The 21,129-nt window shown below is 30.6% G+C and carries 16 protein-coding genes and 1 riboswitch; of the genes, 12 read left to right on the top strand and 4 right to left on the bottom strand.

Annotated elements, in window-relative coordinates; translation table 11 throughout:
• Positions 1-125 precede the first annotated feature (125 nt).
• Positions 126-506 (top strand): RidA family protein, encoded by a 381-nt coding sequence (locus I6E17_RS09365; protein WP_176829410.1) that lies wholly within the window; start codon positions 126-128, stop codon positions 504-506.
• A 176-nt stretch (positions 507-682) separates the two neighbouring features.
• Complete coding sequence (locus I6E17_RS10020; RefSeq protein WP_235236975.1) at positions 683-1,570, top strand: DMT family transporter; 888 nt, start codon at positions 683-685, stop codon at positions 1,568-1,570.
• 52 nt (positions 1,571-1,622) lie between these two features.
• On the opposite strand, the gene I6E17_RS09355 is transcribed toward I6E17_RS10020, so the two are convergent.
• From I6E17_RS09355 to I6E17_RS09345, 3 genes are read right to left on the bottom strand one after another with little or no spacing between them, the layout of a single operon-like run.
• Positions 1,623-3,389: a sigma-54 interaction domain-containing protein gene (locus I6E17_RS09355; RefSeq protein WP_235236973.1), complete on the bottom strand. Its 1,767-nt coding sequence runs from the start codon at positions 3,387-3,389 to the stop codon at positions 1,623-1,625.
• A 23-nt stretch (positions 3,390-3,412) separates the two neighbouring features.
• The gene (gene rpoN / locus I6E17_RS09350; RefSeq protein ID WP_235236971.1) at positions 3,413-4,666 is read right to left on the bottom strand and encodes an RNA polymerase factor sigma-54; all 1,254 of its coding nucleotides are present in this window, start codon (positions 4,664-4,666) and stop codon (positions 3,413-3,415) included.
• Positions 4,667-4,692: 26 nt separating this feature from the next.
• Positions 4,693-6,219, bottom strand: coding sequence for a LysM peptidoglycan-binding domain-containing protein (locus I6E17_RS09345; protein ID WP_176829406.1), 1,527 nt, complete (start codon positions 6,217-6,219; stop codon positions 4,693-4,695).
• A gap of 213 nt (positions 6,220-6,432) precedes the next feature.
• Between I6E17_RS09345 and I6E17_RS09340 the strand changes: the two genes are divergently transcribed.
• The 6 genes from I6E17_RS09340 (at position 6,433) to I6E17_RS09315 (ending at position 15,338) form a co-directional block, all read left to right on the top strand.
• Complete coding sequence (locus tag I6E17_RS09340) at positions 6,433-8,766, top strand: patatin-like phospholipase family protein (protein WP_235236969.1); 2,334 nt, start codon at positions 6,433-6,435, stop codon at positions 8,764-8,766.
• A gap of 52 nt (positions 8,767-8,818) precedes the next feature.
• Positions 8,819-8,914: riboswitch (purine riboswitch) on the top strand.
• A 48-nt stretch (positions 8,915-8,962) separates the two neighbouring features.
• On the top strand, positions 8,963-10,258 hold the full coding sequence (locus tag I6E17_RS09335; RefSeq protein ID WP_176829404.1) for a uracil-xanthine permease family protein: 1,296 nt from the start codon (positions 8,963-8,965) through the stop codon (positions 10,256-10,258).
• 13 nt (positions 10,259-10,271) lie between these two features.
• Positions 10,272-11,054: an FAD binding domain-containing protein gene (locus I6E17_RS09330; protein WP_235236967.1), complete on the top strand. Its 783-nt coding sequence runs from the start codon at positions 10,272-10,274 to the stop codon at positions 11,052-11,054.
• Complete coding sequence (locus I6E17_RS09325) at positions 11,054-11,524, top strand: (2Fe-2S)-binding protein (RefSeq protein ID WP_176829402.1); 471 nt, start codon at positions 11,054-11,056, stop codon at positions 11,522-11,524. Before I6E17_RS09330 ends, I6E17_RS09325 begins: the two co-directional genes overlap by 1 nt.
• A complete protein-coding gene (locus I6E17_RS09320) occupies positions 11,508-13,766 on the top strand; it encodes a xanthine dehydrogenase family protein molybdopterin-binding subunit (protein ID WP_235236965.1) in 2,259 nt (752 codons plus the stop codon). Before I6E17_RS09325 ends, I6E17_RS09320 begins: the two co-directional genes overlap by 17 nt.
• A gap of 129 nt (positions 13,767-13,895) precedes the next feature.
• Positions 13,896-15,338 (top strand): SLC13 family permease, encoded by a 1,443-nt coding sequence (locus I6E17_RS09315; protein WP_235236963.1) that lies wholly within the window; start codon positions 13,896-13,898, stop codon positions 15,336-15,338.
• Positions 15,339-15,396: 58 nt separating this feature from the next.
• On the opposite strand, the gene I6E17_RS09310 is transcribed toward I6E17_RS09315, so the two are convergent.
• A complete protein-coding gene (locus I6E17_RS09310; RefSeq protein ID WP_235236961.1) occupies positions 15,397-15,807 on the bottom strand; it encodes a hypothetical protein in 411 nt (136 codons plus the stop codon).
• A gap of 136 nt (positions 15,808-15,943) precedes the next feature.
• Between I6E17_RS09310 and I6E17_RS09305 the strand changes: the two genes are divergently transcribed.
• The 4 genes from I6E17_RS09305 (at position 15,944) to fusA (ending at position 20,965) form a co-directional block, all read left to right on the top strand.
• Positions 15,944-17,854: an ABC-F family ATP-binding cassette domain-containing protein gene (locus tag I6E17_RS09305; protein ID WP_176829398.1), complete on the top strand. Its 1,911-nt coding sequence runs from the start codon at positions 15,944-15,946 to the stop codon at positions 17,852-17,854.
• Positions 17,855-17,984: 130 nt separating this feature from the next.
• Positions 17,985-18,353: a 30S ribosomal protein S12 gene (gene rpsL, locus I6E17_RS09300; protein ID WP_176829397.1), complete on the top strand. Its 369-nt coding sequence runs from the start codon at positions 17,985-17,987 to the stop codon at positions 18,351-18,353.
• Between the two features lie 25 nt (positions 18,354-18,378).
• The gene (rpsG, locus tag I6E17_RS09295) at positions 18,379-18,849 is read left to right on the top strand and encodes a 30S ribosomal protein S7 (protein WP_176829396.1); all 471 of its coding nucleotides are present in this window, start codon (positions 18,379-18,381) and stop codon (positions 18,847-18,849) included.
• Positions 18,850-18,889: 40 nt separating this feature from the next.
• Positions 18,890-20,965: an elongation factor G gene (fusA, locus tag I6E17_RS09290; RefSeq protein ID WP_235236959.1), complete on the top strand. Its 2,076-nt coding sequence runs from the start codon at positions 18,890-18,892 to the stop codon at positions 20,963-20,965.
• Positions 20,966-21,129: the final 164 nt, after the last annotated feature.

Here is a 21,129-nt window from a genome sequence, read left to right as displayed (position 1 = left end):
TTGATATTTTTATACATAAATGATTAAAAGTTAAGCTTTTCTTTTTTTTAAATATATGCTATTATAATAAGTAGAGAAACTAAAGAAATTATTAGATATGTAATTAATTCAGGAGGTATTTTATTATGGCAAAAAGAATAATCAACACACCAAAAGCACCAGCTGCATTAGGACCTTACTCTCAAGCAATTGAAGTAAACGGAACTCTTTACATTTCAGGACAAATTCCTTTTGTTCCAGAAACAATGACTCTAGTATCTGACTGTGTAAAAGCACAAACTAGACAATCTTTAGAAAACTTAAAAGCTATCCTTGACGAAGCTGGATACACTTTTAACGATGTAGTAAAAGCTACTTGCTTTATTAAAGATATGAATGACTTTGGAGCTGTAAACGAAGTTTACGCTGAATATTTAGGAGAAGCTAAACCTGCAAGAGCATGTGTAGAAGTTGCTAGACTTCCTAAAGATGTAAAAGTTGAAATAGAATTAATCGCAGTTAAATAGTAATCTGTAAATTAATTTTAAATGAAAAAAGAGAGCTTAGCTCTCTTTTTTTGTGTAAAATAAAATATTAAGAATATAAAATAAAATATTAAGAATATAAAATAAAATATTAAGAACATGGATAAAAGAAAAAAATTATAATATAATGTAAATAAAAATTAATAAGGAGGAATAGTGTGAATTATTTAGGGGAAAGCTTTGCTTTTATAACAGCTGTAAGTTGGGCACTGAGTTCAATAATATTTGAAGCAGCAACTAAAAAAAGTGACAGTATAAGTGTAAATGTACTACGCCTTATTTCAGGTATTATATTTTTAGGAGTTATAACTTTTTTTACAAAAGGAATGTTTCTGCCATTTGATTCTAATTCAAACAACTGGACATTTTTAGGAATTTCAGGAATAATAGGACTTTTTTTTGGAGATATGTTTTTATACGAAGCCTATTTTTTAATAGGAGCGAGACTTTCTATGCTTTTTCTTACTATGACTCCTCTTATTGTAGGATTTTTTGGTTTTCTTTTTTTAGGAGAAATATTGACTCCATTACAAATAACAGCCATGTTTATAACATGTTCAGGAATACTTATGGTAGTTATAAAACCTAAAAATAAAAATTCAAATGAAAGAAAATTAAGTCCGAAAGGACTTTTGTTTATAAATCTTGCAGTGACTTTAGAAGCAATGGGAAATGTTTTTACTAAAATGGGAGCACAGAATTATGATGCAAGTTCATCAACACAGATAAGAATGATATGTGCTATGACTGTATTTTTATTTTATCTTACATTCAGGAAAAAATGGAATCAGATAATACATACAGCAAAAGATCTAAAGACTTTTGCTTTAATCCTTGCTGGAACAATAGTCTCAACTTCAGGAATAACATTTTTAGTAGCTGCCTTTAATAGAATAAATACAGGAGTAGCTTCTACAATATCATCAATGAGTCCTGTAATAATTATTCCAATATCTGTAATAGTGTTTAAAGAAAAGGTAAAATTTAAGGAAGTTCTAGGAGCGATAATATCTGTTCTTGGAATAGCACTTTTCTTTTTAAAATAAATCAAAAAATCTGCCCTGCTTTGATAAATTATTTTTATCAGCAGGGCAAATTTTATTTAATATTGTATTTTTTCATTTTTCTGTAAAGTGTAGTAAGTCCAATATTCATTTTTTCAGAAATATATTTTTTTCCATCAGTATCATTTCCATAAATAGAAAGGGCTTTTTCAATATATTTTTTCTCAATATTTTCAAAGTTATCAAGTGTCATATCTTCCTTAAGAATAACTTTATCAGCAGGAGAAGAAAGCTTGGAAGAATTGTTTAAAATATTTTCAGGAAGCATTTTTGTAGTAATTATTCCATCTTCGCTGCTCATATTAATCATAAGCTCAATGACATTTTCCAATTCCCTAACATTTCCAGGCCAGTTATATTCAGTAAGTGCCTCAAGAACTTCTTTTTCAATAGTATGTACAAATTTATCTGATATTTTATTATATTTATATATAAGATTATTTATTATAGGAATAATATCTTCTTTTCTTTCTCTTAAAGGGAGAATAGAAATAGGTATAACATTTAATCTATAGTATAAATCACTTCTAAATTTTTGCTCTTTTATGTTTTTCAAAAGGTCAACATTTGTAGCAGCAATTATTCTTATATCAAGATCGATACTTTTATTTGAACCTATTCTTTCTATTTTTTTATCTTGTATAACTCTTAAAAGTTTTGCCTGAAGATAAAGAGGCATATCTCCTATTTCATCAAGAAATATTACCCCATTATTTGCAAGTTCAAATTTTCCCATACGCCCATTTTGGTTTGCTCCAGTAAAAGCTCCTTTTACATATCCAAAAAGTTCACTTTCAAGAAGTGTATCAGGAATAGCAGAACAATTTATAACAACAAAAGGCTTATCTTTTCTGTTTCCTTGATTATGAAGGGAACGGGCAACAAGTTCTTTTCCTGTTCCACTTTCTCCAGTTATCAGAACAGTAGATGTACTGTCAGCAACTTTTTTTATATTCTCTTTTAATTGAAGAGTAGCTGGAGAATTTCCTATTATATTATTAAGATTTATTGTGTTGTCTGCATTTGCAATTTCAACAATACTGCTGTTAATTTTTTGAATATCATCAAAAAGAAGAGCATTTGCTTTTTTACTGTTTGGAAGAGCAAGAGGGATAACTTTTCCCGCAACAGTATATTCGTTATTTTCTATAAAAAGTTTAAAAACTTCTTCATTCATAATAGTTTCATTTTGACTTATTATTTTTACTTTTTTTCCTAGAACTGAAGAGGAAAGTGCAAGTTTTTTAAAGCCAATATTATTAATCATAAGAATAACATCATTACAGTCACTTACAAGAACACCATTTGTCATATTATTTAAAATCTGGTTAAGTGTTTCTTCTCTTTCTTTTTTTAAAGCTTCTTCTTGATATTCATAAAATTTTATACCTATAAATTCGGCAATTTGTTTTGTAAAATTAAGATAAGAATCAAGGGCATTAAGAATTTTTTCTTTTTGCTCATCGTTAAAGCAAACAAGCCCAAGAACACCAACAATTTCATCTCTGCAATAAATAGGTGTTGCAATTTCAAGCTTTTCACGGCAGTTATTTTTATCAAGACATTGGGAACAAAGGTTGTGCTGTCTAGGATTTCTGATAATGTTTGTTTTTCCTGTTTCAAGTGTGTTTCTATAAACACTTCCAAGAGCAAGAACTCCTTCAATATTTTTATAGAGTCCTGTGCCAGTAACCCTTCTCATGTTTTTATCAACTATCCCAACATCAACATTGATAAGACTGGTAATAACATTAGCATATTTTTTTACATGCTCTTTTATATCAATCAGGGAATTTTCCATTTGATCCTCCTGTTTTTAATATTCTAGAAATTATCTTTTAGTTTTCTTTTGTAAGCAGGTTTAATTCCAAGTTCCTCACGGTATTTAACAACAGTTCTTCTAGCTGTTTTTAAATTTTCTTTTTCTAAAATAGCTGCAATTTCATTGTCGTAAAGAGGTTTGCTTCTGTCTTCTTCAAGTATAAGTTCTTCAATTCTTTCCTTAATAAAAAGTTTTTTATTATTGATTATAAACATATCTTTAATTCTCTCTATTCCACGGTCAGTGAGGATATATTTATTTTTTATAGCTCTTGAAATAGTGGATTCATGGATTTTTAGTACAGAGGAAATATCTTTTAATGTAAGAGAATTTAATTTTCCTTCAGAATTTGAAAAATAAGAATATTGCTTTTCTAGAATAATATTTAAAATTTTTTCCAAAGTAGCTTGTCTTTTTTCAATGCACTTAATAAGATTTACTGCAGAGTTAAAATAATTTTTTTCTTCTCCTGTGATTTCTTGACTATTTTCCAGAGACTTAAGTTTTAGTTTAGGGATATTCTTTTCAGACATTATAACTTTATATTTCCCATCTATATTTTTAATTTCTGCATCAGGTTCTATAAATCTTATGTTGTCACCCATATAAAATCCTCTAGAAGGAAGAGGGTTTAAAGTTTTTATAATTTCTAAATATTTTATTACATCGTCAGTTGAGATATTAAGTTTAGAACATATAATTTCATATTTTGAAGAAGCTAGTTCTTGAAGAAAATTATTAATTATATATTCAAGTTTTGAGTCATTAATATTCTTTTTATGAAGTTGTATGATTAGACATTCTTCAAGATTTTTAGCTCCTATTCCAATAGGATCAAGAGTTTTTATAATCTTAATTGCTTCATCAATATATTTTAAAGGAAAACCACAGCCTGCTTTAAGTTCTTCTCTAGAAACAGGAAGAAATCCTCTTTTATCAAGATTATTAATGATAAAATTGCATAAGAATCTCATTTCTTTATTTATTTTTAAAAAACCTATCTGTTCTTCAAGAAAGTCTATGAGGTTTTTCTCTTTGCTTATAAAATCAAAAGGAGATGATTCTTCAGAATCATCACCTTGAGATTTATAGGTTCTTGTTGAAAAATCCACTTCAAGCATAGGATTTTTAGAGAACTCTTTTTCTATAAATTTTTCTAAATCTATAGAGGACATTTCAAGAACATTCAGGGAAAGTTTCATCTCCTGAGTCAGAATAAGTTTTAATTCCTGCTTTATATTAAGTGAAAAATCCAAGATATCCCTCCTCTATAAAATAAATTTTATTTTGATTTAATAAAAGACTGAGCAGCTTTTATTTTAGCAATAAGATTTTCAATTTTAGGATCTTTTTCTATTCCAGAAGAAGCAGGAACTCTTATTTCGTTTTCAGATGAAACATCAGGCATTTCTGCTGAAAGAGTTTCTTCTTCAAAATTATTATTTATATTTTCTTCAGATATATTTTCAGGAATTTCCTTAACAGTCTTATTTCCTGAAGGGAATTTATATGTATGTCCTATTTTAATACTTTGTCCGTCAGTAATTTCAGGATTTGCTGCTACAACTGCATCAACAGTAGTTCCATATTTTCTTGAAAGAGAATACAGAGTATCTCCTTTAACAACAGTATGTTCTATATAACCAGTACTGCTATTTTTTAAATCAGGAAGTTTTTTACTGTCTAAAGGATTTTTATTTGAAGTCATAATATAAGTCTGTCCAATGCTGATTGTTTTACCATCTTCTATTGAAGGGTTAAGAGCAACAATCTCTGGAACAGTAGTTCCATATTTTTTAGCAAGAGAGTATAAAGTATCTCCTTTAACAACAGTATGTGTTGTAAATTTTTCAGAAGTATTTTTTTCCTGTTCAGGAAGTTTTTGTACAGGAGTATCATCAACCATTACAATATCTTCTTTTTTTATAAGTTTATAGAATATTCTTCCTGCATCTCTTTTAGGTGCATCAAAATCAATTTTAAGAACTCCTATATTTTTTAAATTTTCTCCTGTCTGAACAATTACAGTTTCATTTATTATTAATTTCTCATCTAGAGCTTCTTTACTGTTTCCATCAATAATAAGATCAATTCCAGGAACAGATTCAGCAATAGCTGGACTTTGCCATTCTCTGTTTGTATCATTATTTATTCCAAGATTAGTAAGTGCAATTATAAATTCTGCTCCTTGAGACTTTAATTCTTTTACTGTTTTTGAAGCAGCAAGAATAGGCTCATCAATTGTAATAGTATCAAGAAGAGCTTTTTCATTATTGTATGTGTCAGGACTTACAAGTCCAAAGATACCGACTTTTACACCATTTATATTTTTAATAATGTATGGTGTAACAAAATCATGACCATCTTGTTTTTTTAAATTTGCAGCAAGAATTTTAAAGTTTGCTCTCATTTCAAGGGATTTTATATTTTTTTCTCCATAATTAAAATCATTGTTACCAAGAGTCATAGCATCAAGATTAAGAGCATTTAAAATTTTAACTATTGATTCTCCTTTGTCAGTCTCTGCAAGAGTACTTCCATAAAAAGTATTTCCTGCATCAAGATAAAGGACATTTTCTTTTCCAAATTCAGTTCTAGCTCTTTCAAGAATTGTAGAAAATCTTGAGTAACCAATTCCTGTATTAGATCCTCCTTCAGCTTGTCCGTTAGTATCTCCAAGGTGAAGTATAGTAAGTTCATAATCTCTTGGAGCAGAGATAACTTTACTTCTGTCTATGTTTCCTACAGTACATGCTGTTAAAGATAAAGTAAAAACTGCTGAAACAAGCAGTCTGATTGTTTTTTTCAAAATAGTACCTCCATACATTAATGTATATTTTTCTTTCTTTAATATTATACTATAATATTTTATTTTTATATATGAAAAATTTTCCTTAAAATAATTTGTGATGTTTTTTAAAAAAGAGTATAAACTTATAAAAAAGATAAAAACAGTTTGGAATAAATATGATATAATAGAAAGAAATAATTGGAGAAAAAATAAAAATATCCGGAGGAAAAAATGATTCTGAAAAAACGGTTTATTTCTTTTGTAATGATGTTTACCTGTATTTTTTTATCTGTTTTAGGAGATGAATATGGTAAAGTTTATACGAAAGAGGAAAAAATTCAGGCAATAGACAGACAAATAGAAGAGCTGATGAGAAAAAAAGCTGACCTTGAACTTATGAAAAAAAGGGTAGCAGAAAGTACCTTAGATTTAAATAAACCTGTTCCTCAGAATTATAGACCTAAAATAGCTCTTGTTTTAAGTGGAGGAGGAGCTAAAGGAGCTGCTCATATAGGAGTTCTTAAAGCTTTAGAAAAATATAAAGTTCCTGTTGATTATATTGTAGGCACAAGTGTTGGAAGTATAGTAGGTGCTATGTATTCATCAGGATATACTCCTGAAGAAATAGAAGATATAGTTCTAAATCTTGATTTTATGGATTTATTTTCAAATACAGAAGACAGGACTTTAAAAAATATTTCAGATAAAATTTCTTATGCAGAGAGACCAATAAAAATAAGTATAGATAAAAATAATGAGATTCATTTTCCAAAAGGATTTGTTGATGGAGAATATTTATATCTTGAATTTAAAAAAATTTTTGACAGAGCAGTGGAAATAAAAGATTTTGATAAGCTTCCTATCCCTTATAGAGCAGTTACAACAGACCTTAATACAGGAAAGGAAGTTGTTATAGGAAATGGAGATCTAGCCAAAGCAACTCTTATGAGTATGGCTATTCCTTCAGTAATAGTTCCTGTGGAGAATAAAAACAATTATTATGTAGATGGAGGAGTAATTGATAACTTTCCTATAACAGAAGCATTAAAAGAGAAAGCTGATATTATAATAGCAGTTGATATTACAGCAGATTCGGAAATAATAACTGATAAATCAAATGTAATAAGTGTAATTAATAAAGTTGCTACTTATCAGGGAGATGAAAGAACAAAAGAACAGAAGAATTATGCTGATATTTTGGTTGTGCCAAAAGTAAAAAATCACGATACACTTGATTTTGGAACTCTTCCAGCTTTAATAGAGGAAGGAGAAAAAGCAGGAGAACATTTTGCTCATATATTTAAAAATATAAGTGATGAAAAAAGATTTGAAGAATATAAAGAAAAAGCAGGAGAACTAAAAAATTCAAAAGTCAGAATAAATAATATAAAACTTGAAGGAGCAGAAACATTAAATACAGCAGCTGTAAAAAGCTTTATGCCTAAAAAAGAGTATCTGACAGTTGATGATATAAATTTATGGGCTCAGGAAATATATAATCTTTCTTATATAAATAGAGTTTTTTATACTGTAGAAAAAGATACAATAACATTTTCTGTAAAAGAAGATAATGGATATAAACTTATGGGAGGGCTTGGATATGTTTCAGATTATGGATCAATTTTAAGTGTGGATCTTGATATTCCTCGTCTTAACAGATACAATCAGAATTATATATTAAATTTTGAACTTTCAAAATATCCTAAGGTAAGTGTCAGAAATAAAATGAAATTTGGTGTAGGAGATATTCAGTTTGTAGGAGGATATGGAATGTCTTATGGAATGTCGCCGGTCTTTTTCTATAAAGAAGGTGATAAGGTCTCATCATATACATCAAATATTTTTAATGCTCAGATAGATATAGGAACAAGTATATTCAGAGATTATCTTTTTGGAATATCTACAGGCTATAAAAATCTTTATAGCAGTTATGACAGTGGAGAAAGAACAGACTTCACAGAAGAAAGTGTCAGAAATTACACATGGAGTAGCTGGTATATTCTTCATGATAGTATGAATAATGCTTTTTTCCCTTCAAGGGGAAATTTCAGTAATATAACTGGATTTTCAGGTATAGATATAGATAATCATAAAGAATTTGCAGGATATAATTATAAATTTGAAGCAGTTTTTCCTGTTACAAAAAAAATAAGCACTGGATTATTTGTTAAAGGTGGAAAAATTGATATAGCAGATATAGGTAAATCCTATGAAGAAATGTTTAAACTTGGAGGAGTAAGAGATACAAATACAGGTTTCAGAACAATGGGATTTTATGGTCTTCCTTATACAGGAATAATAACAGATGAGTTTTTCTCAGGAGGACTTTCTTTACAATATGAAATTGCAAGAAATTTATATCTTCTTGGAAAATATAATTTTCTTACTTATAATTCTGATGAATTTTTTTATCAAGAAAGAAGTCGTTTTGGAGAAGATTATTATAACGGGTATGGAGCAGGAATTGGTTGGGATACATTCCTTGGTCCAGTTGAAGCAGTGTTCACAAATAATATAGAGAATGATGAAATTCTTTTCAGTATATTTTTTGGCTACACTTTCTGATTTTGACCGTGCAATTTTAGAATATAAAAGTTGACAAAATATTTTATACTATAGTAAAATTTTAAAGTATGCTCATATATACTTGTGATTGGACAAGAGTTTCTACGGTTAACCGTAATTAACCGCTATGAGTTTTGCTCTTCCTCATCACTAATGTTTTTGGGTTAAAAACAATTAGGAGGTTTCTAAAAAAGAAATGAGAAATTATTCACCGTACCATATTGATGGTATACCAAAGTTATCAGAAGCAATACCTTTAGGTTTACAACATGTGCTTGCTATGTTTGTCAGTAATCTGACACCAGTTATTATTGTTGCAGGAGTATTAAATATTCCTTTGGATATTAAAACAAATATGATTCAGGCATGTATGCTTATAGCAGGAATCAATACACTTGTACAGGCATATACAATAGGACCTGTAGGGGCAAGACTTCCAATAGTTGTAGGAATAAGTTTTACTTTTGTGCCAGTTGCAATTTCAATAGGAACAAAGTATGGAATGGAAGGAATTTTAGGTTCAGTTTTAATTGGAGGACTTTTTGAAGCGTGTATTGGAATGTGTATGAAAAAAATAAGACGCTTTTTCCCACCGGTTGTAACAGGAGTAGTTGTTCTTTCAATAGGTCTTTCTCTTATTCCAGTAGGAATAAATAGTTTTGCAGGAGGAGTAGGATCTTCTGATTTTGGTTCTCTTATGAATCTTGGTTTAGGAGCGGCAGTTCTTACAGTAGTAATAATTTTAAAACAATTTACAAAAGGAATAACAAGTACAGGTTCAGTTTTTATAGGAACAGTTTTTGGATTTATAGTGGCTCTTATTTTAGGAATAACAGATCTTTCTCCTATAAAAGAAATGCCTTTTGTTGCTATCCCAAAACCTCTTTCTTATGGTTTTGCCTTTCATGCAGATGCAATATTTGCAATGATGATGATGTTTATAGTGTCAGCAGTTGAGACTGTAGGAGATATGTCAGGAGTTACGATGGGAGGAGCAGGAAGAGAAGTTACAGATAGAGAACTTTCTGGGGGAATTATGGCAGATGGTCTAGGATGTGTTCTTGCATCAATATTCTCAATACTTCCTACTACATCTTTCAGCCAAAATACAGGAATAGTTACAATGACAGGAGTAATGAGCAGATTTGTTGTAGGTGTAGGAGCTATGTTCCTGATAGCTGGAGCTTTTTTCCCAAAACTAGGGGCACTTTTAACAGTAGTTCCTTCGTGTGTAATAGGAGGAAGCTTGGTTATGATATTTGCAATGATATTTATAAGCGGAGTAAATCTTATTACAAAAGAGCCTTTAAGAGGAAAAAATGCAGTTATTCTTTCTGTATCTCTTGGAGTTGGATATGGTCTTGGAGCAGTTCCAAGTGCTCTTGTTAATTTTCCTGAAAGCATAAGACTTATTTTTGGTGGATCAGGAATAGTTGTATCAGCATCAATAGCAGTAATTCTTAATATCTTACTGCCTAATGATAAAAAATAGAGGAGGGGTGTCATTGTTTACTTTTACAAATTTTTTCGCAGCTTCAACAATAGAAGAAGCATATAACGAATTAATAAAAAACAGAAGAAATGTGATACTAGGGGGAACTTCCTATTTGAGAATGGGAAATACAAATTATAATACAGCGATAGATATTTCAAATGTAACTGATATAGATAAAATAATTGAAACAGAAGAAAATTTTGAAATAGGTGCTATGGCAAGTTTTAGACAGCTTGAAACAGATAAGGATTTATATGAATGGTTTCCTGTAATATCTCATGCAGTTGAAGATATAGTTGGAGTTCAACTAAGAAATAATGTAAGAATTGGAGCTACAGTTTTTACAAAACATGGTTTTTCAGATTTAATAACAGCTCTTTTATGTCTTGATACTTATGTTGTTCTTTATAAAGGTGGAGTTTTAAGACTGGAAGATTTTTTAAATGAAAAAGAAATAAGAAAAGATATTCTTGTAAAAATTACTATAAAAAAAGAAAAATTAGTATCTTCTTTTAAGTGTGTCAGAAAAAGCAAGGCAGATTATTCAGTTCTTAATATGGCAGTTTCAAAAAATGAAAATGGCAATATTAGAATATCTGTTGGAGCAAGACCTGGAAAAGCTGTTCTTGCTCATGAAACAATGAAATATCTTTCTGAAAATTCTGATGTAAAGTCAGCCTCTGAAATAATGAGAAGAGAAATAAAGTTTAGAAGCAATATGAGAGGAACTGAAGAATACAGAAGACTTTTAAGTGCTGCTCTTCTTGAAAAGGCTTTAAAGGAGGTAGAATAATGATTTTAAATACAGTTATAAATAATAGAAAAAAAGAACTTTTAATAGATGCAGATGAATATCTTGTGGATACTTTAAGAAAAGCAGGATATTTAAGTGTAAAAAGAGGATGCGATACAGGAGCATGTGGACTTTGTACTGTACTTGTAGAAGGAAAACCTGTTCTTTCATGCAGTACTCTTTCAGCAAGGGTTATGAATAAAAAAGTAGAAACAATAGAGAATTATCCAAAAGAAGCGGAAATGCTTGCAAAACATCTTGCAGCAGAAGGAGCAGAACAGTGTGGGTTCTGTGCTCCAGGTTTTGCTTTAACAGTTATAGCTATGTTAAAAGAATTAAAAGATCCTTCAGATGAGGAAATTCTTCATTATCTTAATGGAAATCTTTGTAGATGCAGTGGATATGCTTCACAGTTAAGAGGTATAAGAGCCTATATGAAAGAGGTGATGGAAAGTGAAAATAGTAAATAAACCTACACCTAAAATTGATAGTATAAATCTTATAACAGGTAAACCTGTTTATACAGATGATCTTGTTTTAAATAATAATACATTAATAATAAAACTTTTAAGAAGCCCATATGCCTATGCAAAAATTAAATCAATTGATAAAAAAGCAGCGATGCTTGTGCCAGGAGTAGAGGGGATATATACTTTTGAAGATGTACCAAAGACAAGATTTACTTCAGCAGGACAAAGTTATCCAGAACCATCTCCTTATGACAGAAGACTTTTAGATGAGTATGTTCGTTATGTGGGAGATCCTGTAGCAATAATAGCAGCAGAAGATGAAAAAACAGCTTTAAAAGCTATGAAACTTATAAAAGTAGAATATGAAGTTTTAGAGCCTCTTCTTGATTATGAAAAAGCGACAACATCAAATATAAAAGTTCATATGGAAGAAGCACATACAAATTATGATATAGGATATAACAGAAGTAAAAATCTTGCATCTCATCTTTTATATACTAAAGGAGATGTTGAGGCGGGACTTTCAGAAAGTGATGTTGTTATAGAAAGAACATATCGTACTCAGGCACAAATTCAGTCAATGATGGAGACATATCGTTCTTATAGTTACTATGATGTTAACGGAAGATTGACTACAATAGCTTCAACTCAGATTCCTTTCCATGTAAGAAGACATCTTGCAAGAATTCTTGGACTTGATGCCAGCAAGATAAGGGTTATAAAGCCAAGAATAGGTGGAGGATTTGGAGCAAAACAAACAATGGTTTGTGAAATGTACTCAGCTTTTGTTACAATGATGACTAAAAAACCTTCAAAAATAATTTTTACAAGAAAAGAAACTCAAGTTTGTGGAAATACAAGACATGCAATGACTCTTAATGTAAAAATAGGTTCAGATAAAGAAGGAAATATCAAAGGAATAGATATAAAAGTAATATCAAATACAGGTGCTTATGGGGAACATGCCCCTACAGTAACAGGGCTTGTATCTTTCAAAACTTTCCCTCTTTATGAAAAAATTCCAATGAGAATGGAAGCTGATGTAGTGTATACAAATACAATGGTTGGAGCTGCATTCAGAGGATATGGAGCTACACAGGGAACTTTTGCTGTAGAATCAGCAGTTAATGAACTTGCAGAAATTTTAAAAATTTCTCCTGTGGAAATAAGAATGAAAAATCTTGTTGAACCTGGAAAAGATAGTTATATAGCAAGTGGAAGTGTAAAAAGATGTATAGAGATAGGTAAAGAGAAATTTAATTGGGACGAAAGATATCCAAGAAGAGTTATGCCTGATGGAAAAATAAGAGGGTGTGGAATGGCTGTAACAATGCAGGGTTCAGGTATTGCAGGAGTTGATACAGGATCAGCAACTGTAAGACTTAATGATGCAGGAAACTTTACAGTTCAAGTTGGTGTAACAGATATGGGACAAGGAAGTGACACTGTTATGACAATGATGGCAGCAGAAGTTCTTGAAGTTCCTATGTCTGAAATAATAATAAATACAAGTGATACAGATGTTTCTCCTTATGATCCAGGAGCATATGCTTCAAGTGGAACTTATGTAACAGGAAAAGCAGTTGTTCTTGCATGTGAAAAAATGAGAGAAGAAATTTTAAAAACAGCATCTGTAATTTTAGAAATTCCAAAAGAAGATTTAATTTACTGTGGAGATCATGTTGAAAATGCAGATGGAACAAAATCAGTAACAATTAAAGATTTAGCAATGAAGTCAGTTTCTTTTGATTTAAGAAATCAGCTTACAACTTCAGCAACTTGGGGAAGTGAAACATCTCCTCCTCCTTTCGTAGCAGGATTTGCAGAAGTAGAAATAGATCCAGCAACAGGAGTATGTGAAGTTTTAGATATTCTTTCTGTAGTTGATTGTGGAACACCAGTAAATCCAAGTGCAGCAAGAGTTCAGGTAGAAGGAGGAATGGCTCAGGGAATAGGTCTTGCTCTTTATGAAAATATTCTTTTTGATGAAAAAGGAAGAGTAATGACAGACAGTTTCATGCAGTATAAAATTCCTTGCAGAAAAGATTTACATAAAATGGATGTTGAATTCAGCAGAAGCTATGAAGAAACAGGTCCTTTTGGGGCAAAATCAATAGGAGAGGTAGTAATAAATACTCCAGCTCCAGCTATAGCTGCAGCTATAAAAAATGCAGTTGGTATTAATTTCAGAAAACTTCCTATAACTTCAGAAGATATTCTTATGGGAATTTTAAAAAAATAATTTAATATAATTTATAATAAAAAACCGGTATACTTTTTTATAATTTCATCCAGTGCCGGTTTTTTACTTTTACAATATTTTAAAAGTTAAAGATAAAAAGCAGACACTGGAACATTTACAGGAGGTAAAATGACACAGTTTACAAAAAGAAATATTTATTTAGTGATAGGATTTATGCTTATAATCTTTGGAAGATATATACCTCTTCCAGATGGAATGCAGCCTTCAGGTATGAATGTTGTAGGAATATTTGCAGGAGTTCTTATTTTATGGCTTACAGTTGCTATTGATTGGCCAAGTCTTTTATGCATAGGAGCTTTGGGGCTTGTACCTGAAATAGGTTTTAAACCTATTTTTGCAGCTTCATTTGGAAATGAGACTATTATTTTTCTTATATGTACTTTTATGTGTACTTATGCTCTTTCAGAAACACCTTTTTTAAATAGATGTGCCTTGTCATTTATAACAAGTCCGGCAGCTAAAAAAGGGCCATGGCAATTTGTAATTTCTTTTTTTGCAGCTGTTATATGCATAGGATGTTTTGTATCTCCTACAGTATTATTTGTAGTTTTTCTTCCAATAGTTGAAAAAATAAATGAAATTTTAAAACTTAAAAGAGGAGATAAAATTGCAAATATGCTTATGATGGGATTGGCTTTTTGTGTATCAGTATCAGCTGGTATGACTCCTATAGCTCATGTCTTCAGTATTATGGCAATGGGATTTTATAATACTGCAACAGGTTTAAGCATAGGGTATGGACAGTATATGGCATTTGCGGTTCCTGTGGGAATATTAAGTACAGCTTTTCTTGTTTTGATTTTCAGATTTATTTTGAATCCTGATATGTCAGAAATAAAAGATATAGATATATCTATTTTAAAAAAAGAACTAAAACCAATGGATAAAAAAGAAAAAATGATTTTACTTGTATTTTGCTTTATTGTTATTTTATGGGTGCTTCCAAGTCTTTTAAAAGATGTAGTTCCAGCTGTTATGAAAATAAGCAAACTTGGAACAGCATTTCCTCCAATTTTAGGAGTAATTATCTATTCAGTGATAACATTTGATAAAAAACCTTTGCTTAATTTTAATGAGGGAATGAAAAAAGGAGTGCAGTGGTCAAGTATTATTATGTGTGCAGGAACTCTTGCAATAGGAAGTGCAATGACAAATAAAAGTATAGGACTTACTCATTACATTATAGAAACTTTAAGCCCTATTTTAAAAGATGTATCTCCTATATTTTTAATAATAATTTTTACAGCATGGGCATGCATACAAACTAATTTTTCATCAAATATGGTTACAGTAACAGTAGTAACAACAGTGGCAGTTCCTCTTATACAAGCAGCAAATGGGACAGTTTCTTGTCCAGCTGTAGTTTCTATAATAGGAATGATGTCAGCTTATGCTTTTGCAACTCCTCCAGCAATGCCTCATGTAGCTATGGCAATAGGATCAGGATGGACAGACACAGGAAGTATGATGAAGCATGGATTTATTTTTATGTTTGTCACAATACTTATAACAGTTTTTATAGGTTATCCAATAGCAGCAGCTCTTATGTAAAAAAATAAAAACGGAACTGAAGAATTAATAAAATGTATTTAATCTTCAGTTCCATTTTTTATTGATTATAATTTTCAATAGCAGCTTTATTAAGCTGAATTGCTTTTTGGAGATTTCTGTTTAAATCTTTAAGTTTTTCCTGTTGAAGATAAAGGGCGTCAAGAGTGATGCTTTTTTTATCTTCAGAAAAAGTATTATAATCTTTTTCTAATTTTTTTAAAATCTCCAAAGATTTTTTATAAGTTTCAAGGTTATTTTCTTGTATTCTTATAATATTATCAATATCATTTTTTTGTATTATGCTTATATCTCCTGCAGCTACATTTTTTAGGATTTTACAACTTGCAATATATTCTCTTGTAAGTTTTTCACTTTCTTTGTACAGGTTTTCTGTTTCATCTATTGCTAAACTGGAAGCAAAAGAAGATAGGGTACAAAAGAAGAATAAAATGGAAAATATTTTTTTCATAGTTTCCTCCTTGATGAATAAATTCAATTAAAAAATTATACATTGAAAAGATAAAAGTTTCAAGGAATATAAAACAAAAGATAAGAAAATGTGATATAATAAACCTTGATTAGAAATTATCAGGAGAGTGTTTTAAATGGCATTACTACATGTAGAGAATTTATATAAAGGGTTTTCAGGAGAGACTCTTTTTAAAAATATAACTTTTTCAATAGATCAGAAAGATAAGATAGGTGTTATTGGGGTAAATGGAGCTGGTAAAACAACTCTTATAAAAATGATGCTTGAAATAGAAGAAAATGATGTAGATCCTTCAACAGACAGAAGAGGGACAATATCAAAAAAAGGAAATCTTAAAGTAGGATATCTGTCTCAAAATATAAATCTTAATTATGAAAATACAGTTTTTGAAGAACTTATGACAGTTTTCAGTTCAGTTCTTGAAGATTATAAAAAAATTCATGAACTTAGTTTAAGGCTTAATATTGAAGAGGAAAATTTTGATAAAATAATGGAGGAACTTTCTCTTGTTTCAACAAGATATGAACAGGCAGAAGGATATAGTATAGAATATAAAGTTAAACAGATTTTAAATGGATTAAGTCTTCCAGAAGATTTATGGAATGTTAAAATAGGAGATCTTTCAGGGGGGCAAAAATCAAGAACAGCTCTTGGAAAAATTCTTTTAGAGGAACCTGAGCTTTTAATACTTGACGAGCCAACAAACCATTTGGATTTAATTGCAATAGAATGGCTTGAAAAATTTTTAAAAGACTATAATAAAGCTGTTATGGTTGTATCACATGATAGATATTTTCTTGATAATGTAGCAAATAGAATATTTGAAATAGAAGGAAAAACTTTAAGAACATATAAAGGGAACTTTACAGATTATACTATTCAAAAAGAGGCTTATCTTTCAGGAGCAGTAAAAGCTTTTGAGAAAGAGCAGGATAAAATAAAAAAAATAGAAGAATATGTTCAAAGATATAAGGCAGGAATAAAATCAAAACAGGCAAGAGGGCGTCAGAAACTTTTAGATAGAATGGAAAAAATGGAAAATCCAGTTTTTTCAAAAAGAAAAATGAAGCTTAAATTTGAAATAGAAAGACCAAGTGTTGACAGAGTTTTGAAAATAGAAAAACTATCAAAGTCTTATGATGGAAAAAGATTATTTAAAAACTTAAATCTTGAAATATTCAGAGGGGAAAGAGTAGGAATAATAGGAAAAAATGGAGTTGGAAAATCAACTCTTTTAAAAATAGTAAATGGCCTTGAAAAAGCTGACAGTGGGACAGTTACAATAGGAGATAAAGTAACTATTGGATATTATGATCAGAATCATCAAGGGCTGGATTTTAAAGCAACTATTTTAAATGAATTTCTATATAATTATCCCATGAGTGAAGAAGAAGTAAGAACTCTTGCTGGAGGATTTTTATTTCCTGAAGACGATGTAATGAAAACAATAGGTTCTTTAAGTGGAGGAGAAAAAGCAAGAGTTACTCTTATGAAACTTATTCTTAAAAAGGCTAATTTTTTAATACTTGACGAGCCTACGAACCATTTGGATATTTACTCAAGAGAAGTTTTAGAAGAGGCTTTAGAGGATTATGAGGGAACAATTCTTGTAGTTTCTCACGATAGATATTTTTTAGAGGGAATAGTAAATACAATATATGAAATAACAGAAGATGGAGCAGAAAAGTTTAAGGGAGATTATGAAGCTTATTGTGCTCAGAAAAAAAATATAAAAGAAGAAAAAGTTTCTGATGGTATAAATGATTATGAAGAACAAAAAAGAATAAAGAATAGAATTTCTTCTCTTGAAAAAAAATATATAGAAGTTGAAAAGGATATAGAGAAGCTTGAAAATAAAAAAGAAGTAGCTCAAAAAGATTATGAACTTGCAGGAAAAATTAATGATTTAGAAAAATTATTAGAGATACAAAATCGCCTGGATTCCTTAGATAATGACATCTTGAACAAGATGGAAGAGTGGGAATCCATTGAAAATGAACTAAAAACTTTAAAAAATACTTTGTAAAAATTTTTAAAATATGCTAAAATATCATCTGCTATATAATAGATTAGTTTGACTTTTTATTGGGGGAAGACTATAATATCTAAGTTATATAATAATATAAAAATATAAAAAATTTCGGAAGGAGGGTAAAATGCCTACTTTAAATCAATTAGTAAAAAAAGGAAGACAAACTTTAGAAGAAAAAGGAAAGTCACCAGCATTACAAGGAAACCCACAAAGAAGAGGAGTTTGTGTTAGAGTATACACTACTACACCTAAAAAACCAAACTCAGCTTTAAGAAAAGTTGCCAGAGTAAAATTAACTAACGGTCTAGAAGTAACTTGCTACATTCCAGGTGAAGGACACAACTTACAGGAACACTCAATCGCTCTTATAAGAGGTGGAAGAACTAAAGACTTACCAGGGGTTAGATACAAAATTATAAGAGGAGCTCTAGATACAGCAGGAGTTAACAACAGAAAACAATCAAGATCTAAATACGGTGTAAAAAAAGCGTAATTAATTAGGGAGGTGAACAGTTTAAATGTCAAGAAGAAGAGCAGCAGTTAAAAGAGATGTATTACCTGATTCAAGATATTCTGATAAGGTAGTTACTAAAACTATAAATGCATTCATGGTAGATGGAAAAAAATCATTAGCAGAATCTATATTCTATTCAGCAATGGATTTAATAAAAGAAAAAACTGGTAAAGAGGGGTACGATGTATTCAAACAAGCTTTAGAAAACATTAAACCTCAAGTTGAAGTAAGATCAAGAAGAATCGGAGGAGCTACTTACCAAGTTCCAACTGAAGTAAGATTAGAAAGACAACAAACTCTAGCTTTAAGATGGCTTGTTACTTATACAAGAGAAAGAAAAGAGTATGGAATGGTTGAAAAGTTAGCAGCTGAATTAATCGCAGCATCTAACAATGAAGGTGCAACTGTTAAGAAAAAAGAAGATACTTATAGAATGGCTGAAGCTAACAGAGCATTCGCACACTATAAATATTAATTTTGTAATTTAGCGTAGATAACGAGGAGGAAAACACTAAATGGCTAGACAAGTTTCATTAGAAATGACTAGAAACATTGGTATCATGGCTCACATTGACGCTGGTAAAACTACTACTACTGAAAGAATTCTTTTCTATACAGGAATTAACCACAATATAGGAGAGACTCACGACGGTACAGCAACAATGGACTGGATGGAACAAGAGCAAGAAAGAGGTATTACAATTACTTCTGCTGCTACAACATGTTTCTGGAAAAATCATAGAATAAATATAATAGACACACCAGGACACGTGGACTTTACAGTTGAGGTTGAAAGATCTCTAAGAGTCCTAGATGGTGCAGTTGCAGTATTCTCTGCAGTTGACGGAGTTCAACCTCAGTCTGAAACTGTATGGAGACAAGCTGACAAATATGGTGTACCTAGAATGGCATTCTTCAATAAAATGGATAGAATCGGAGCAGACTTTAAAATGTGTGTTAACGATATAAAAGAAAAATTAGGAGCAAATCCTGTACCTATCCAATTACCAATCGGAGCAGAAGATGCTTTTGAAGGAATAGTAGACTTAATTGAAATGAAAGAAATAGTTTACTTAGATGATAAAGGTCAAAATATTGAAGTAAGAGATATAAGACCTGAATTAGCTGATGAAGCTGAAGCAGCAAGAGAATTCATGATTGAATCTGTTGTTGAATGTGATGATGAATTAATGGAAAAATACCTTGGTGGAGAAGAAGTTTCTAATGATGAATTAAGAAAAGCTTTAAGAGCTGGAACAATTGGAAACATGATTATCCCTGTATTATGTGGAACAGCATTTAAAAACAGAGGTATCCAACCATTACTAGATGCTATCACTGCATATATGCCTGCACCTACTCAAAAAGGTGTAATTAAAGGAACTGATGTAAAAGATCCTGAAAAGGAAATTGAATTACCAATCGGTGACGATGCTCCATTTGCAGCTTTAGCATTTAAAGTTATGACAGACCCATTTGTTGGAAGATTAACATTCTTCAGAGTATATACTGGTGTTGTAGAAAAAGGATCTTATGTTCTAAACTCTACTAAAGGTCAAAAAGAAAGAATGGGAAGACTTCTTCAAATGCACGCTAATAAAAGAGAAGAAAAAGAAATCGTTTATTGCGGAGATATCGCAGCAGTAGTAGGATTAAAAAATACTACAACAGGAGATACTCTTTGTGATGAAAAGAACCCTATAATTCTTGAAAAAATGGAATTCCCAGATCCAGTTATCTCTGTTGCAGTTGAACCAAAAACTAAAGCAGACCAAGAAAAAATGGGAATTGCACTTGCAAAACTTGCTGAAGAAGACCCTACATTCAGAGTTAAATCTGATGAAGAAACTGGTCAAACAATCATTTCTGGAATGGGAGAACTTCACCTTGATATCATCGTAGACAGAATGAGAAGAGAATTCAAAGTTGAGTCTACAGTTGGTAAACCACAAGTTGCTTACAGAGAAACAATTACTGCTTCTACTGAGCAAGAAGTTAAATATGCAAAACAATCTGGAGGTAAAGGACAATACGGACATGTTAAAATCAAAATTGAACCTAACCCTGGAAAAGATTTTGAATTTGTTAACGAAATTACTGGAGGAGCAATTCCTAGAGAATATATCCCTGCAGTAGAAAAAGGATGTAAAGAAGCTCTTGAAAACGGAGTTGTTGCTGGATATCCACTAGTTGGAGTAAAAGTAACTCTTTATGATGGATCATACCACGAAGTTGACTCATCAGAAATGGCATTCAAGATTGCAGGATCTATGGCTATGAAACAAGGTGCTGAAAAATGTAAACCAGTTATTCTTGAGCCAATATTCAAAGTAGAAGTAACTACTCCAGAAGAATATATGGGAGATATCATCGGAGATATCAACTCAAGAAGAGGTATGATAGGTGGTATGACAGACAGAAACGGAGCTAAAATCGTTAATGCAAAAGTACCTTTATCAGAAATGTTCGGTTATGCAACTGACTTAAGATCTAAATCTCAAGGAAGAGCAAACTACTCAATGGAATTTGAAGAATATGTAGCAGTTCCAAGAGCAATTCAAGAAGAAATAAAAGCTGAAAGAGGAAGATAATAACTTTCTTTAGCACTAAATAAAGATAACAAGAACTAAGCCCGGTACATCTGTACTGGGCAGAAAATATAAAATTTTAAATTAAAAAATTTAGGAGGAAAAAATGGCAAAAGAAAAATTTGACAGAAGCAAACCCCATGTAAACATTGGTACAATAGGTCACG

This window comes from Fusobacterium perfoetens (genome assembly GCF_021531595.1).
Taxonomy (GTDB): Bacteria; Fusobacteriota; Fusobacteriia; order Fusobacteriales; family Fusobacteriaceae; genus Fusobacterium_B.
Note: the sequence above shows the minus strand (reverse complement) of the source record. Positions and strands in the feature narration are given on the sequence as shown.

Excerpts from the sequence above, each read along its gene's own strand:
- I6E17_RS09365 (WP_176829410.1), top strand. The coding sequence starts at position 126 with ATGGCAAAAAGAATAATCAACACACCAAAAGCACCAGCTGCATTAGGA.
- I6E17_RS09355 (WP_235236973.1), bottom strand. The coding sequence starts at position 3,389 with ATGGAAAATTCCCTGATTGATATAAAAGAGCATGTAAAAAAATATGCT.
- I6E17_RS09340 (WP_235236969.1), top strand. The coding sequence starts at position 6,433 with ATGATTCTGAAAAAACGGTTTATTTCTTTTGTAATGATGTTTACCTGT.
- I6E17_RS09335 (WP_176829404.1), top strand. The coding sequence starts at position 8,963 with ATGAGAAATTATTCACCGTACCATATTGATGGTATACCAAAGTTATCA.
- I6E17_RS09325 (WP_176829402.1), top strand. The coding sequence starts at position 11,054 with ATGATTTTAAATACAGTTATAAATAATAGAAAAAAAGAACTTTTAATA.
- I6E17_RS09315 (WP_235236963.1), top strand. The coding sequence starts at position 13,896 with ATGACACAGTTTACAAAAAGAAATATTTATTTAGTGATAGGATTTATG.
- I6E17_RS09310 (WP_235236961.1), bottom strand. The coding sequence starts at position 15,807 with ATGAAAAAAATATTTTCCATTTTATTCTTCTTTTGTACCCTATCTTCT.
- I6E17_RS09305 (WP_176829398.1), top strand. The coding sequence starts at position 15,944 with ATGGCATTACTACATGTAGAGAATTTATATAAAGGGTTTTCAGGAGAG.
- rpsL (WP_176829397.1), top strand. The coding sequence starts at position 17,985 with ATGCCTACTTTAAATCAATTAGTAAAAAAAGGAAGACAAACTTTAGAA.
- rpsG (WP_176829396.1), top strand. The coding sequence starts at position 18,379 with ATGTCAAGAAGAAGAGCAGCAGTTAAAAGAGATGTATTACCTGATTCA.
- fusA (WP_235236959.1), top strand. The coding sequence starts at position 18,890 with ATGGCTAGACAAGTTTCATTAGAAATGACTAGAAACATTGGTATCATG.